Here is a 16,159-nt window from a genome sequence, read left to right on the forward strand (position 1 = left end):
CATGAGCCAACTCATTGAGGGTTTTTTAGGCAAGGGTGTTGATGGCAAAAAAAGCAAAATGCCAGCAAAACTTGACTATATTCAAAGTGCTACAGGCTTAATCTTAGGGTTATTTATGTGGGCACATATGTTTTTCGTTTCTACCATTTTGGTTAGTGATGATTTTTTTGATTCAGTTGTTCATTTTTTAGAGCTAAAATTTATTATTGATAGCCCTATGATGAGCTATATTACTTCGTTTTTAGCTGCCTGTGTTTTAGTAATTTTCTTTGTACATGCAGGTCTTGCAATGAGAAAATTTCCTATCAACTTTAGACAATATCAGCTTTGTAGAACACATTTAAAATATATGAATCATGGTGATTCTTCTTTATGGTGGGTTCAAGCTTTCACTGGTTTTGTAATGTTTTTCTTAGGTTCAGCTCACTTAATTTTTGTGATCACTAATGCTGATAAAATCAGTGCTGATATGTCAGGTGAGAGAGTTGTTAGTCATTTTATGTGGTTATTTTACCTTGCTTTATTAATCTGTGTTGAATTGCATGGAAGTATCGGTCTTTATAGACTTTGTGTAAAATGGGGTTGGTTTGAAGGAAAAGACGCAAAAGAAAGTCGTAAAAAGCTTAAAAAAGCAAAATGGTTTATAAGTATTTTCTTCTTGGTTTTAGGATTATTAAGCTTAGCTGCTTTTGCAAAAATAGGTTTAAAAAATTATCAAAATAATTCTGTAGCGCAAATAGTAAAAACTTATGATGGAGCTAAATATGAACATACAATATAGTGATGCTTTAGTTATTGGTGGTGGTCTTGCTGGACTTAGAGCAGCAATTGAAGTTGCAAAAAGTGGTCAAAGTGTAACACTTTTGAGTATTTGTCCTGTTAAAAGATCTCACTCAGCTGCTGTACAAGGTGGTATGCAAGCAAGTTTAGGAAATAGTGTAAAAGGCGAAGGTGATAATGAAGATGTGCATTTTGCTGACACTGTTAAAGGATCTGATTGGGGTTGTGATCAAGAAGTAGCTAGAATGTTTGCTCAAACTGCTCCAAAAGCGGTTCGTGAGCTTGCTGCTTGGGGGGTTCCTTGGACTAGAGTTACAAAAGGACCTAGAACTGTTGTTATAAATGCTCAAAAAACTACTATTGAAGAAAAAGAAGAAGCGCATGGTCTTATAAATGCAAGAGATTTTGGTGGTACTAAAAAATGGAGAACTTGTTATATAGCTGATGCCACTGGACACTGTATGCTTTATGGTGTTGCAAATGAAGCGATTAAGCATCAAGTAAAAATCATCGATAGAATGGAAGCAGTAAGATTAATTCATGATGGTAAAAAATGTTTAGGAGCTATTGCTAGAGATTTAACTAATGGGGAATTAATCGCTTATGTTGCAAGAGGAACTATGATAGCAACAGGTGGTTATGGAAGAATCTACAAACAAACTACAAATGCTGTTATTTGTGAAGGAACTGGAGCGGCTATTGCTTTAGAAACTGGACTTTGCAGGTTATCAAATATGGAAGCGGTGCAATTTCACCCAACTCCTATAGTTCCTAGTGGAATTTTATTAACCGAAGGTTGTAGAGGTGATGGTGGTATCTTAAGAGATGTTGATGGATATCGTTTTATGCCTGATTATGAGCCAGAGAAAAAAGAACTTGCAAGTAGGGATGTTGTAAGTCGTAGAATGATGGAGCATATTAGAAAAGGAAAAGGTGTAAAAAGCGCTTATGGCGATCATTTATGGCTTGATATTTCAATTTTGGGTCGTGCTCATGTTGAGAAAAATTTAAGAGATGTTCAAGATATTTGTAAAACTTTCAATGGTATAGATCCAGCTGATGAAGGTCCTAAAGGTTGGGCTCCTGTTTTACCAATGCAGCATTATTCAATGGGTGGAATTAGAACTAAACCAACTGGTGAGAGCCAATGGCTAAATGGTCTTTTTGCATGTGGAGAAGCAGCTTGTTGGGATATGCATGGTTTTAATCGTTTAGGTGGAAATTCATGTTCAGAAACTGTTGTTGCAGGTATGATTGTTGGTGATTATTTTGCACAATATTGTAAAGAAAATGGTTCAGAAATTGATACTAATATCGTTAAATCTTTCCTTACTAAAGAATATGATTATTTAAAATCTCTTGTAAGTAAAGAAGGTAAACATGATGTGTTTGAAATTAAAAACAGAATGAAAGATATTATGTGGGAAAAAGTTGCTATCTTTAGAACAGGTAAAGGACTTGAAGAAGCTGTTAAAGAGCTTGAAGAGTTATATCATAAATCATTGGATTTAAAAGTACATGATAAAGAATTAAAATGTGCTAATCCAGAGCTTGAAGAAGCTTATAGAGTGCCAAGAATGCTTAAGATTGCTCTATGTGTTGCATATGGTGCTTTACTTAGAACAGAAAGTAGGGGAGCTCATTATAGAGAAGATTATCCAAAAAGAGATGACTTAAATTGGATGAAAAGAACTAATACTTACTGGGTAGAAGGTGAGAGTATGCCAAGAGTTGAGTATGAAGATCTTGATATTATGAAAATGGAAATTCCACCTGCATTTAGAGGATATGGTGCAAAAGGAAATATCATAGAAAATCCATTAAGCGAAAAACGCCAAGCTGAAGTAGATGCAATTCGTGAAAAAATGGAAGCTGAAGGCAAAGGAAGATATGAAATTCAACATGCGTTAATGCCTTATGAATTACAAGCTAAATTTAAAGCACCAAATCAAAGAATAGGAGTTGATTATGAGTAGAAAATTAACAATAAGAGCATTTAAATATAATCCATTGAGTAAAATTTCTAAGCCTCATTTTGTTACTTATGAGCTTGAAGAAACTCCATTTATGACTATTTTTGTGTGCTTAACTCAAATTAGAGAAAAAATGGATGCTGATTTGAGTTTTGACTTTGTTTGTAGAGCAGGAATTTGTGGAAGCTGTGCTATGATGATTAATGGTAAGCCAAAACTAGCTTGTAAAACTTTAACAAAAGACTATGAAGATGGTGTTATAGAGCTTATGCCATTACCTGCTTTTAGACATATAAAAGATTTAAGTGTAAATACAGGCGAGTGGTTTGATAGTATGTGCAAACGCGTTGAAAGCTGGGTACATAATGAAAAAGAAACAGATATTTCTAAACTTGAAGAGCGTATAGAGCCTGAAGTTGCAGATGAAACTTTTGAGCTTGATCGTTGTATAGAGTGTGGAATTTGTGTTGCTTCTTGTGCTACTAAGTTGATGAGACCTGATTTTATAGCAGCAACTGGACTTTTAAGAACAGCTAGATATCTACAAGATCCACACGATCATAGAACTATAGAAGATTTTTATGAGTTAGTTGGTGATGATGATGGAGTATTTGGTTGTATGTCTTTACTTGCATGTGAAGATAATTGCCCTAAGGAATTACCTCTACAAAGTAAAATAGCTTATATGAGAAGACAGCTTGTCGCTCAAAGAAACAAATAATCCTAGCCCCTTAGATAAAGGGGCTATTAAAACATTACTCAAGCAAATTTGGCAAAATCATAGTGTTTTTCTCGATATAAATTGTATATTTGAACAAGACATTATAGATGCTCAAAAAGCTGCAATTATTTTAAGTACAAATTTAAACAATTATGAAAGATTTAGTGCTTTAAAAGAATTTAAAAAAATTATTAAAGATTTAAATTTGCGTTTGGATCTTTATAATATACAATATGCTCAAGTTTGTTTTATTAATGCTTTAAAACTTGCAATGATTGATAAAAATGAAGTTTTAAAATTCTTAGAAAATTTGCAAAAAATTACAGATAATTCTTTAATGTATGCTTTTATTTTAGGTATAGAAAGTGCAAAAAAAGACTATAAAAAAGAAATTTTTAATGCACATCAAAATTTAGACTTAATTAATCAAAATTTACAAAATTTATGCAAAGATGAAAATACTAAAAAAACCTTGCAAGAATCTTTACTCAAATTTGCACAAGTAGATTTTTCCATAGCAGTTACAGGTGTGGTAAATGCTGGAAAATCTAGTATGCTTAATGCACTTTTAAAAAAGAACTTTTTAGGAGTGTCTAATGTCCCTGAAACAGCAAATTTAACCATTTTAAAATACGGACAAAATCAAAAAGCTAAAATTTATTTTTGGAATCAACAAGAATGGCAAAATATCTTAAAAAGCTCTACTAATAATGAAGATATGCTAAATTTACTCAAAGAGTTAAAGCATGATTTTAATCTTGATGAGTATATCAAAGAAGAAAATAAAATCATAGAAGTTGATTTTGATTTATTAAAAGAATACACAAGTGCAAAAAATAAAATTTCAGCATTAATCAAGCAGATTGAAATTTATTCTTTGCTTGATTTTTTAAAAGATAATGTTTATATAGTTGATACCCCAGGCCTTGATGATATAATCATTCAAAGAGAACTTTTAACAAAAGAATATATCCAAAAGGCTGATTTTTTAATCCACCTTATGAATGCTTCTCAAAGTTTAAGCCAAAAAGATTGCGATTTTATTATAGAATGTTTGCTAACTTCAAGAGTGAGTAAGCTTTTAATAGTGCTTACTAAGGCTGATTTGCTAAGTGAAAAAGACTTGCAAGAAGTGATTGCTTACACTAAAAATAAACTCAAAGAATCTTTAAAAGCAAAAAATTTAGATGTAAATTTGATTTTAAATATAGAATGTATTTGTATTTCTTCTAAATTCGCTAATGATTTTTATCAAAAAAATGAAGGAAATTTAGAAAAAAGCAATATTTTGTCTTTAGAGAATTTAATTCATAAAAGTTTATATGAAAAAAATACCATTGCCATGCAAGCTTATAAAAAAGAATTGTTGCTTATTGCTAATTTACTTATACAAAAAATTGACACAGAAAATAAAATGCTAAATTTTAAAAATTATGAATTAGGCGAAGAAAATCAAAAACTTATTAATGAATTTAAAAATTTGCAAAATAAATTAGAGCAGGTTAAAGAAGAATTAGAACACATTTTTACTTTAAAAGATGATGGCAAAGATGAAACTAGTGCTCTTTTGCGTTTGCTTGCTAAAAAATTACAAGAAAAAATCATCGATGAGTTAAAATATAATCAAAACAATAAAAAGAAAAACGATATATCTCGTTTAAATACCATTATAGAAACGACTTTAAAAGATGGAATTTTTGATCTTTTAAGAGAATTAAAATATGAAAGTCAATTAAAATTAGATGAAATTAAAAATAATTTAAGTTTAAAATATGACTTTTTAAATGATATATTAAAATCAAATCATAGCGATTTTAAAAATTTAGTCCAAGAAAAAATTGATAATATCTTTAATAATGATATATTATTTAATTTAAAAGCTAGTTTGATTGAAAGTATTCATCAAACAAATGATATATATAAATTGCATTTAGAGCAACAAATTTTAGATAAATTAAATGAACTAAATATACAAAATTTAGCCCAAAACATCAAAAATAATCAAGAATTTATTATACTTTTAAAAACAAAACTAGCCCAATATGAAAAAGAACAAGAGCTAAAATTTAAAGATTTAAAAGAGCTTATTTTAAGTGTAGAAAATAATGAGCAAAAATCAAAAGAACTTTTAAATCAAAATCAAAAAACACTAGAGCAATTGCAAAATTTAAAAATGGAACTTTTAAATGCAAAATAATTTAATTTTTGATTTTATAAAAGCTTATGAGAATTTATATTGTCAAAAATTTGATGAGAATTTCCAAGGGCGATTGTTAGCTATAAAAGCTAGTTTTTGCGAGCCTAGTTTGCGTTTGAATTTAGAATTTTTAAAAGAAATTGATGAAATTATTTTTAGCTATAAAAGACCTATCAATATAGCAATCATAGGTCAATTTTCAAGCGGAAAATCCACACTTTTAAATTTAATCTTACAAAAAGAATGCTTACCAACTGGTGTGGTGCCTGTAACTTTTAAGCCTACATTCTTAAGATATGCAAAAAATTATTTTTTAAGAGTTGAATACGAAGATGGAAGTGATGAGATAGTTGATATAGAAGAACTTTGTAAATTTAGCGATCAAAGAAATGAGATCAAACCAACTAAAAGTTTACATCTTTTTGCTCCTATTGAGCTTTTAAAAAATATTACCCTTATAGACACTCCTGGTTTAAATGCAAATGATATTGATACGCTTACTACCTTTAAAGAACTTTCTTTTATGCATAGTGCTATATGGTTAAGTTTGATTGATAATGCTGGTAAAAAAAGTGAAGAAGAGGCTATAAAGGCAAATGCTTTGCTTTTAAAGCGTGGTGGAATTTGTGTTTTAAATCAAAAAGACAAGCTTAGTGAAAATGAATTAGAAAATGTTTTACAATATGCTCATTTAGTGTTTGATAAGTATTTTACAAAGCTTATTGCTATTTCTTGTAAAGAAGCTAAAGAAGATTTGCAAAAGTCTAATGTGCCTTTGCTTTATCAGTATTTACAAGAGCTTGATTTTGAGCATATAAAAAAAGAATTTATCAAAGAAAAGCTTGAAAATTTATGCTTTGTGTTGTTAAATCAATATGATTTTTTTATAAAAAATTTAGAAAATTTAAATGCGAAATTTGATTCTTTTGCTAAAAATAAGAATTTAGAAGAGCAAATTAACATCTTAAATCATACTTGCCTTGAAAAATTAAAATTAGTTAGTGATAAAATCGCAAAAGAGATTTTAAAATTTATTAAAGAAAAAGATAGCAGTTATTATAAAAAAGCACAAGGCTTGTTTAAGAAAAATCTATACGAAAAGGTTGATTATAAAGCCCCGTATTTATCTAGTGATGATGCATTTTTAGCAATGTTTTACAATAGCGATACTATGAACAAAGAATTTAAAAAAATGAAAAATGAAATTGCTTTGGAGTTTAGTGAGTTAAAAAAAGGATTTTTAGCATATTTTTCGAATTTACAAGAACAAATTTTACTTTTTAAATCCCAATTTTCAAATTTAAAAAAAGAAGAATCTTTGCAAAGTGATGATGAATTTGCTTATTTTAGAAGTTTTGCTAGTGCGGCTGAAGAAATTTTTATAAAAGATTTTAAAGAATTATTGTTTGAGAGTGAATTAGAACTTGATTTATTTTTGGAAAAATTAAATTTAAAAGCATTAGCTAATTATGAAAATGCGACTAAACTTGCATTGGGATTTTTTAGCACTAAGATGAATGCAAGTAAAGAATTTTATGAGCTTGATAGTGCTGAATTTAGTTTGTATCATCCAAAAGCAAGTGAAATTTATCAAAGAGTATTAGTAGAATTAAATGTGCATGAATTTGAAGATTTGCTTTTAAATAAACCTGTGATTTTAAAAATTTATAAAAATTATATGCAAACTTATGAAAGTCTCATCCAAGATAAAAAGACATATATACAAAATTTAAAAAATGAATTTGAAATCAAAAAAGAAATGGTATCAAAAATTAAAGAGCAAATTTCTAAACTTAATTGACATAAATGTGTTTTAAGATAAACTTAAAACACTAAAATTATTTTTCATTGTTTTTTTCTTTGCTTTTTTTCCAAAAGTGTAAAGCTACTCCACATAAACCACCTACTATAGCAGCAAGAAAAAGTTGAGTGATAAAATCCATATAAGTCCTTTGTTGTAAAAATATTTGGTATTATATTTATTTATGATTAATCATTTAATATTTAATTAATTTTTCGTTTTAAATAGTATTTTTGTAAGCTTTATAAATAAGCACTTTCGCTTTTTTATTTGAGTTTAAGTAAAAAATATCTGATTTTGCTTCATTTAAAGTCGCACTTGCTAGAAATGGTAAAGATATATTTTTTAATGGATATTTTAAATTCTTAGAATTAAATTTTATATTTTTATCAAAACAAAATATAGATATTTGTTCGCCTTTATAGCTTTGTATTTTGCAAGGAGTTTCATAAAATTTAAATTCTCCATAATCGCTTTTTATAGTTAAATTTTTACAATCTTTGCTGTATTTTATCATTAAAGAAATATTAGCTAAGGTATGATCTTCTCTTTTTCCAGTGCTTGCCAAAAATACAAATTCATCAAAACCTAAATTTAAACAATGATAAAAAGCTTTTGATAAATCATTACTCATTTGTTCTTTTATATGTATTAATTTATCTTTATATTTTTCTTTTAATTCTTTGCTTATGCTATCTAAATCGCCTATTATTAAATTTGGCATTATTTTTAATTTATCAAGATACTTAATAGCTCCGTCGCAAACTGCTATAAAATTTGCTTTTTTTAGTTCGTTTATTATTGATTTTTTTATAGGAAATTCTCCATTTGCTATTATGTAAGCTTTCATTGTGCTTGTTTTTTCCATATGAAAAAATAATAAATTCCTATAATAAAAAATACTAAAGTATTTAAAAGTTGAGCTATGCTTTCTTTGCTTTGTTCAAAAATCAAAAACCAAATTATTAAAGAACTTATATTTGCTAAAGTTACTAAAAAATAACTCTCCATATATCTTTTAACTTGCATATAAAAGGCTATTAATTGTCCCATAACAGCAAAAGAATTTAAAAAAATAAAACTAGCATTCATATTTTTCAATATATAAGCATAGATTATAGTTGATATTATTGTTATAATAGCATATATCAATCTTTGATTATTTTTTAATTTTGTTATTATTATTTTGGTTTTTTCTTTGTTTTGATTATTTTTCCAATTATAAATTCCATAGATATTAATAGGCAAATAAAAAAGATTTAACATAACATCGCCGTATAATTTTAACTCATAAGCTATATATGCATAAGATGTAGAATATAAAATTCCAAAAACAAAACAAATCATCTTGCCAGCACCAGCAAAAAATACATATAGCACAGCACAAAAAGCACTAAAAATACTTAAACAATCTCCACCGCTAATATAACTTAAGATACCTATAATGCTTAAAGTTGTAAAAAGTGTTAAGTAAAATTTAAAAGATGAAATAAATTGTAGTTTTAAATTCATAAAATCTTTCCTTTCGCGAGCATTATCTCACAAGTTATAAGGGTATAATCTCAGCCTTAGCACCCCTTGATTTTAATTTATAATGATACAAATATATTAGTAATTTTAATTGTTTTTTTGTAAGAAAATTTAAGCTTTTTGGTTAAAAATTAACACAAAAAGCTTTTTGATTATTCATCATTCATATCGATAACATAACGAAATTTTGCTTCACCATTTGTTAGTTTTTTGTAAGCTTCATCTATTTGTTCAGGTTTTATTAGTTCAATTTCAGGATAAATTTCATTTTTTATTGAAAAATCAAGCATTTCTTGAGTTTCTTTTATGCCACCTATTAATGAACCATAGATTTTTTTATTTGCATTAAATACAAATTCATTTGCACTGATTTTAGGGCTTATATCATGCGGTGGTAAGCCAACTATACATAATTCTCCGCCTATTTTTAAAAGTTTCATATAAGCACTTATATCATAAGGAGTTGGTATAGTTGAAATGATAAGATCAAATCTTTCATTTATATTTTCTGTGCTTGTGTAAAATTCACTAGCTCCAAGTTCAATTGCTTTTTGCTTTTTATTTTCATTTCTTGCAAAAATACTTACTTTAGCACCCATTTTAATAGCATATTTTAAAGCCATTACTCCAAGACCGCCAAAACCTGCTATGGCTACTTTTGAACCTTCTTTTATTTTAGAAAATTTAAGCGGAGAATAAGTAGTAATACCAGCACAAAGTAAAGGTGCTACTTTTTCTAAAGGTGCATTATTTGGCACTTTTATGGCAAATTTTTCACTTACTACTATATTGTTAGAGTATCCACCATAAGTATTTTCATTATCGTGAAATACATCTTTACTATTGTAAGTGTATATGGTTTTTCCATTTTGGCAAAATTGTTCCAATGATGCTTTGCAAGCTTCACATTCCCCGCATGAATTTACCATACATCCAACACCTGCTAAATCACCCACTTTAAATTTACTTACTTTTCCACCTACTGCTATAACTTCTCCTGCTATTTCATGTCCAGGCACACAAGGATAAGTAGCTTTTCCCCATTCACTTCTTGCTGTGTGTATATCGCTATGACAAATTCCTGAATATTTTATAGCTATTAATACGTCATTTTTTCCTATTTTATGACGAGTAAATTCAAATGGAGTAAATTTAGCATCTTTGCTAAGCATAGCATAACCTTTACTTTTTATGCGTCCATTTTCTAAAAATATTTTAGAATCCATTTTATTTCCTTTCATTTTTTATGTAATTATAGAAAAATATACTAAATGTTGTATTTTTATAATTGTTATATTAATAATTTTTATTTTTAGTATAATTTTGTAAAAAATTCTTTGGATGAGATATGAAAAATTATTCAGAAGATGATACTAGAGTTAAATTTATAGATACAAAGCTTTATGAGAGTTCTTATAAAGAAGAAAATATTAGACGAAATTATTATTTTACAGATGGTAGAAAACTTTTAGGCGGTAAAAGAGGTGAAAGAAAATTTGCTGATTATTTGCTTAGATATGAAGGTAATAACCTTGCTATAATAGAAGCAAAAAAACTCAGTAAAGATCCACTAGATGGCTTATCTCAAGGCATAGAATATGCAAAAATTTTAAATATATCTTTTGTATATAGTAGCAATGGAGAAAAAATTTACGAATACGATATGAGAAGCCACAAAGGAGAATACATAGACAAATTCCCAAGTCCAAAAGAGCTTTTTGGTAGAATTTATGGCAATGTCAAAGAATGGCAATACAGGCTTTTAACTCAAAATGTTATGTATATTCCGCAAAAAGAATTAAGATATTATCAAAAAATAGCCATAGATAAAGTCATAGAAGCCATCATAAATGATAAAAATAGAATTTTACTCACTCTTGCTACTGGCACAGGAAAAACTACTATAGCTTTTAATTTATGCTATCGTTTGCTAGAAGCAAGATGGAATAAAGAAAACAAAGATCAAAAACCTAAGATATTGTTTTTATGCGATAGAGTAAGTTTAAGAGATCAAGCCTTAGGAGAATTTAATCCCATAGAAAGTGATTGTAAGGCAATTAGCGCCCAAGAGATAAAGAAAAATAATGGAAAAATCATAACAAATGCAAATGTTTTCTTTGGAATTTATCAAAGCTTAGCCGCAAATTCAAAAGAACAAGAAAACACTCAAGAAGAACAAGAGAGTAAATTTTATCTTCAGTATCCAAAAGATTTTTTCGATCTTATCATCATAGATGAGTGCCACAGAGGTGGAGCAAACGAAGAAGGAAGTTGGAGAGCTGTGCTTGAGTATTTTTCTTATGCGACTCAGCTTGGCTTAACCGCTACACCAAAAAAAGAAGAAAATATAGACACTTATGAGTATTTTGGTGAGAGTGTTTATGATTATAGTCTTAAAAGTGGTATTGAAGATGGATTTTTAACACCTTATAAAGTCAAACTCATAAAAACAACTTTGAGTGATGGCTATACTTATAATCCTGATGATTTGATACAAGGTGAACTTGAAAAAGGATTTTATAAACAAAGTGAATTTGAAAGAAATATTTTTTTACCAAACTATAATGACTTTATCGCTAAGAAAATTTTAGAATTTATAAATCCTATGGATAAAACTATAATTTTTTGTGCAAATCAAACTCACGCAAGCGAAGTAAAAAGAGCTATAGATAAATATAAAAGTGTTAAAAGAGATGATTATTGTGTAAGAGTTACTAGCGATGAAGGTAAAATAGGGCTTGATTATTTGAAATTGTTTCAAGATAATGATAAAAGCTATCCTGTCATACTTACTAGCTCTAAAATGCTTACAACTGGAGTGGATGCAAAAAATGTGCGAAATATAGTATTGCTAGCAAATATAGGTTCTATGGTGGAATTTAAGCAAATCATCGGGCGTGGCACTAGGGTTTATGAAGGTAAGGACTTTTTTACTATACTTGATTTTGTAGGCACTACTAAGCTTTTTTATGATCCAAAATGGGATGGTGAGAAAATAGAAGATTTAAAAGAAAATGATGAAAAAGAAAAAATTACTAAAGAATATATAAAACAAATAAAAGAAGAAAATAAAGAGAAAAAGAGCGTAACTATACACTTAAAAGGCACAAAATTAAAGGTTTTAGATATCACCACAAGTTATGTAGGAGCACAAGGAAAGCCACTTAGCACTAAAGAATTTTTGGAATTTTTAATAGGAAAGCTTGGTGAGTATTATGATGATGAAGCAAAATTGCGTGAAATTTGGAGTGATCAAAAAAATAGAGAAAGATTTTTAAAAGCCCTTGCAAATGATGGAGTAGATGAAGATGCTTTAAAAGATCTAAGAGAAATTTTTCAAAAAGATTGTGATATATATGATGTTTTGGCACATTTAAGCTTTAATAGCGAGATAAAAACAAGACAAGAGCGTGTTTTGCAAGTAGAAAATGGTGAGTTTTTAAAACGCTTTCAAAAAGAAAAGGCTATAAAATTTATAGAATTTTTACTAAATAGATATCAAGAATATGGCATAAAAGACTTTGATGATGGCTTAAAACCGCTTATAGAGCTTAGTTCTTTAGGCAATGTAAGAGAATTAGCCGATAAATTTGGTGGCTTAGAAATTCTAAAACAAAGCTTTGATGATTTACAAAGGGAGATTTATGCGGGGTGAAATCAAGATTATTTAATATAGTTATGATAAAATTTTTATTATAATAGATTATTAAAAAGAGAATTAAGATATTAATGGCTAATATAGATATTAATTTTAATAGATTAAATTATTTGTTAGAATTGTTTGATTTTAACTCTATTGATGAATTTGCGAAATATATTGGGCTTGAAAAAATTCAAAATCCTTTAACAAAAGGTGATTTGCAAAAGATTGATGCAATTTTTAAAAGAGGATTAGATTTTTATACAAATCCAAATTCTATCATAAATAAATCAAGTATTTTGTTTAGAAAAAATAATATAAAAGAAGAATTAAGTATAGGAGATAAACAATTAATTTCTAAAATGGAACAAAATATTTCTTATATTACAGGTTTAGCTAAATTAACAAATTTTGATTTCACTTCGCGAAAGTTAGAAAAATTTTCTATCAATGATAAACCTTGTGAAGTTGCTACACAAATGCAATTTTTGTTAGATAAAAATATTAGCGATGATAAAAAATTTTTAAAATATTTTATAGATAATCTTGCAAAACATAATATTCTTGTAATAGAAGAAGTGCAACATTCAAATTTAAAATTTAAAAGTAATTTATGTGGTTTTTTTATGAAGCCAAATATTATAGTTTTAAGAAAACAACAATCTAGAAAAAGAGAAATTTTTACATTAGCTCATGAACTTGGCCATTATTTATTGACTCATGAACATATTGATAAAAATATTTTTGATGAAAGTGTGGATTTAGAAGAAAAATGGTGTAATGAATTTGCTTTTAATTTTTTAATAGGTAGCGAAATAGATGAATTGAATAATATTGCTAAGCATGATATAGATATCAATAATGAAATGATTTTAGAAATTTCCAAAAAAAAACATATTAGCAGACTTGCCATCTTTTATTATTATACTAATAACAAAAAAATTAGTTGGCAAAGATATCACGAATTAAATAAAGAATTGGAAGATGATTATAAAAATAAATTAGAAATATCAAATTCAAAAGGAACTATTTATAGACAACCTAAGCCTATTATCTCTTCTCTAAAAAAAGATATTTTTATAGATGCATTTTTAAATGATATTATTGATGAATATATAATACGCACAGAATTTTCTAAAGAAATAAAAAACGATGATTTTGAGGGATTTATCTATGGATAAATATCTTTTTGATTCTAGCTCGTTAATAAATTTAGTTAGATATTATATTCCATTTGACAATAATTCAAAATTAAAAGAATTTATATTAGATGAATTTATGAAAAATAATTTTTTATTATTAAACGAAGTTAGAATAGAATGTAAAAGAAAGTCATCAGGTTTAGTTTTTAAAGAAATTCCAGAGTTAGATAAAATAGAATTTATAAAACAAAAAGATTTTATAATTGATGCAAAATGGCATAATTTAATTGATAATAATTTTGTTATAAAAGGAATGAAACAAAAATTAAATCAAGATGAATATGAAGCACAAAAAAAGCAATTTATTAAAAGTGCTGATTTTGCATTGATTTATTATGTTTTTTATAATAAAAATATAACAATAATAACAGAAGAAACAATAAATAGTAATGATAATAAATTTTTTAAAAAAATTCCAGCAATATGCAAATTTCAAAATATAAATTGCATAAATCTACCACAATTTCTTCAAGAACAAATACAAATACATTATGAAATATTAAATTGTTTTTAATTTAGTACTAGAGAGCAACACAATGACAAATTTACCGCGGGGTTGGGAAGTTAAAAAGCTTGGTGAAATAGGTGAAATTGTTACAGGTTTAACACCTAGTAAGAATAATTTAGATTTTATGGAAAAGATTATCCATTTTTTAAGCCAAGTGATTTTGAACAAGGATATTTTTTAGAAAGTGCTGTAGATAATTTGTCTAAGTTGGGTTTTGAAAAAGCTAAACAACTTCCATCAAAAACAATTCTTGTGGTTTGTATAGGTTCTTTAGGTAAAGTAGCATTAACTAGAGTTATTGGAAGTTGCAATCAGCAAATAAATGCAATTATCTCAAATAAAAATATAATTCCAGAGTATATTTATTATTGCATATCTTCTAAATTTCAGTCTATATTATTTTTAAAAGCACCTCAAACAACTTTACCTATTTTAAATAAAACTGAATTTTCTAAGCTAGAAATTATGTATCCAAAAAATGTAAAAGAGCAAGAAAGGATAGTGGAAATTTTAGATGAGAGTTTTGCAAATATAGATGAGAGTATAAAAAATTTAGAGCAGGATTTGCTAAATTTAGATGAGTTAATGCAAAGTGCTTTACAAAAGGTTTTCAATCCTTTAAAAGACAATACTAAGGAAAATTATCAACTTCCGCAGGGTTGGGAATGGAAAAGTTTAGAAGATATAGCAAATATTAAGGGTGGTAAAAGACTCCCAAAAGATGAAAAATTATTAGATTATAAAACTCCTTTTCCATATATTAGAGTATCAGATTTTCAAGATGATGGAACAATAGATTTGCATAATGTTAAATTTATTAATGAAAAGACTTATAATATTTTAAGTAATTATCAAATTGATAATACAAATTTATATATAAGCATAGCTGGAACTATTGGTAAAAGTGGCATTATACCAAAATCATTAAATGGTGCTATTTTAACCGAAAATGCTATTAAGTTGGAATACAAAAATTATAATATTTATAATAAATTTATGTATTATTTTACAACTTCATCTTGTTTTAAAAATCAAGCAATAGAATCCACAAGAATTGTGGCTCAACCCAAGTTAGCTATTAGTAGATTAAAAACTATTCAAATCCCCATACCACCTTTACAAGAGCAAGAGCAAATCGCATCATATTTAGATGAGCTTTCTTTAAATATAAAAGATTTAAAGCAAAATTATCAAACACAGATAAAAAATTTACAAGAGCTTAAAAAATCATTGCTAGATAAAGCCTTTAAAGGAAGATTATAAATGTTAAAAATTTTATCAAATTTTAACACATTAGCTAGATATGTTAAAAATTTTTGATTTTTTTAACATATTTTTTGAAGGATAAAAATGCAAAAAAAATATAAAACGAAATCTTGCTATGGATTTTTTAAGTTTTAGCTTGGAAAATCAGGAAGATTTTTTAGAAGTGATTTATAAAGATGATGATATATGGCTTAGCGTATCTTTAATGGCTAAGTTATTTGAATGTTCTAGTGATAATATTTATCTACATCTTAATAATATTTATAAAGAAAATGAGCTTGATAAAAATTCAACTTCCGAGGAAATCTCGGTAGTTCAAAAAGAAGGAAAAAGAGCAGTTAAAAGAAAATAGCATTTTATAATCTTGATGCTATTATAAGCGTAGGATATAGAATAAATTCTTATAAAGCTACAAAATTTAGACAATGGGCTACGACAATTTTAAGACAATTTGGCATTAAAGGGTATGTGCTAGATAAAGAGCGTTTGAAAAATGGTAGTGCGATAAATAAAAACTATTTTAAAAATTTTGAAGGATAAA

13 protein-coding genes, 1 pseudogene and 1 riboswitch are annotated in these 16,159 nt (G+C 27.2%); of the genes and pseudogenes, 11 read left to right on the plus strand and 3 right to left on the minus strand.

Going from position 1 to position 16,159, the window contains the following annotated elements; genetic code table 11:
- The first annotated feature begins 1 nt into the window (after nt 1).
- Genes CVOLT_RS01650 through CVOLT_RS01670 form a run of 5 tightly spaced genes read left to right on the plus strand, consistent with a single transcriptional unit; the run spans nt 2 to nt 7,472 of the window.
- Nucleotides 2-781: a fumarate reductase cytochrome b subunit gene (locus CVOLT_RS01650; RefSeq protein ID WP_039665159.1), complete on the plus strand. Its 780-nt coding sequence runs from the start codon at nt 2-4 to the stop codon at nt 779-781.
- On the plus strand, nt 765-2,756 hold the full coding sequence (locus CVOLT_RS01655; RefSeq protein WP_039665160.1) for a fumarate reductase flavoprotein subunit: 1,992 nt from the start codon (nt 765-767) through the stop codon (nt 2,754-2,756). The genes CVOLT_RS01650 and CVOLT_RS01655 overlap by 17 nt, the downstream gene beginning before the upstream one ends.
- On the plus strand, nt 2,749-3,474 hold the full coding sequence (locus CVOLT_RS01660; protein ID WP_039665161.1) for a fumarate reductase iron-sulfur subunit: 726 nt from the start codon (nt 2,749-2,751) through the stop codon (nt 3,472-3,474). Before CVOLT_RS01655 ends, CVOLT_RS01660 begins: the two co-directional genes overlap by 8 nt.
- Nucleotides 3,452-5,671, plus strand: a complete 2,220-nt coding sequence (locus tag CVOLT_RS01665; RefSeq protein WP_052243149.1) for a dynamin family protein — start codon at nt 3,452-3,454, stop codon at nt 5,669-5,671. Before CVOLT_RS01660 ends, CVOLT_RS01665 begins: the two co-directional genes overlap by 23 nt.
- Entirely contained in the window at nt 5,661-7,472 is a 1,812-nt protein-coding gene (locus tag CVOLT_RS01670) for a dynamin family protein (protein ID WP_039665162.1), read from the plus strand. Before CVOLT_RS01665 ends, CVOLT_RS01670 begins: the two co-directional genes overlap by 11 nt.
- Before the next feature lie 220 nt (nt 7,473-7,692).
- On the opposite strand, the gene CVOLT_RS01675 is transcribed toward CVOLT_RS01670, so the two are convergent.
- From CVOLT_RS01675 to CVOLT_RS01685, 3 genes are all read right to left on the minus strand, one after another.
- A complete protein-coding gene (locus CVOLT_RS01675) occupies nt 7,693-8,322 on the minus strand; it encodes a thiamine diphosphokinase (protein ID WP_039666234.1) in 630 nt (209 codons plus the stop codon).
- The gene (gene pnuC, locus CVOLT_RS01680) at nt 8,319-8,984 is read right to left on the minus strand and encodes a nicotinamide riboside transporter PnuC (protein WP_039665163.1); all 666 of its coding nucleotides are present in this window, start codon (nt 8,982-8,984) and stop codon (nt 8,319-8,321) included. The genes CVOLT_RS01675 and pnuC overlap by 4 nt, the downstream gene beginning before the upstream one ends.
- A riboswitch (TPP riboswitch) is annotated at nt 8,975-9,061 on the minus strand. (Overlaps the previous gene by 10 nt.)
- 93 nt (nt 9,062-9,154) lie before the next feature.
- Nucleotides 9,155-10,228, minus strand: a complete 1,074-nt coding sequence (locus CVOLT_RS01685; protein WP_039665164.1) for an NAD(P)-dependent alcohol dehydrogenase — start codon at nt 10,226-10,228, stop codon at nt 9,155-9,157.
- 122 nt (nt 10,229-10,350) lie between these two features.
- Between CVOLT_RS01685 and hsdR the strand changes: the two genes are divergently transcribed.
- The 6 genes and pseudogenes from hsdR (at nt 10,351) to rhuM (ending at nt 16,158) form a co-directional block, all read left to right on the plus strand.
- Nucleotides 10,351-12,657, plus strand: coding sequence for an EcoAI/FtnUII family type I restriction enzme subunit R (hsdR, locus tag CVOLT_RS01690; RefSeq protein ID WP_039665165.1), 2,307 nt, complete (start codon nt 10,351-10,353; stop codon nt 12,655-12,657).
- A 74-nt stretch (nt 12,658-12,731) separates the two neighbouring features.
- A complete protein-coding gene (locus CVOLT_RS01695; RefSeq protein ID WP_039665166.1) occupies nt 12,732-13,823 on the plus strand; it encodes an ImmA/IrrE family metallo-endopeptidase in 1,092 nt (363 codons plus the stop codon).
- Nucleotides 13,816-14,358 (plus strand): DUF4411 family protein, encoded by a 543-nt coding sequence (locus CVOLT_RS01700; RefSeq protein WP_039665167.1) that lies wholly within the window; start codon nt 13,816-13,818, stop codon nt 14,356-14,358. Before CVOLT_RS01695 ends, CVOLT_RS01700 begins: the two co-directional genes overlap by 8 nt.
- A 22-nt stretch (nt 14,359-14,380) precedes the next feature.
- Nucleotides 14,381-15,615, plus strand: a pseudogene (locus CVOLT_RS08200) (restriction endonuclease subunit S).
- Nucleotides 15,616-15,733: 118 nt separating this feature from the next.
- Nucleotides 15,734-15,970, plus strand: a complete 237-nt coding sequence (locus CVOLT_RS08005) for a virulence RhuM family protein (RefSeq protein ID WP_235362404.1) — start codon at nt 15,734-15,736, stop codon at nt 15,968-15,970.
- 41 nt (nt 15,971-16,011) lie between these two features.
- A complete protein-coding gene (gene rhuM / locus CVOLT_RS08010; RefSeq protein WP_235362415.1) occupies nt 16,012-16,158 on the plus strand; it encodes a RhuM family protein in 147 nt (48 codons plus the stop codon).
- Nucleotide 16,159: the final 1 nt, after the last annotated feature.

Source organism: Campylobacter volucris (assembly GCF_008245045.1).
GTDB lineage: Bacteria > Campylobacterota > Campylobacteria > Campylobacterales > Campylobacteraceae > Campylobacter_D > Campylobacter_D volucris.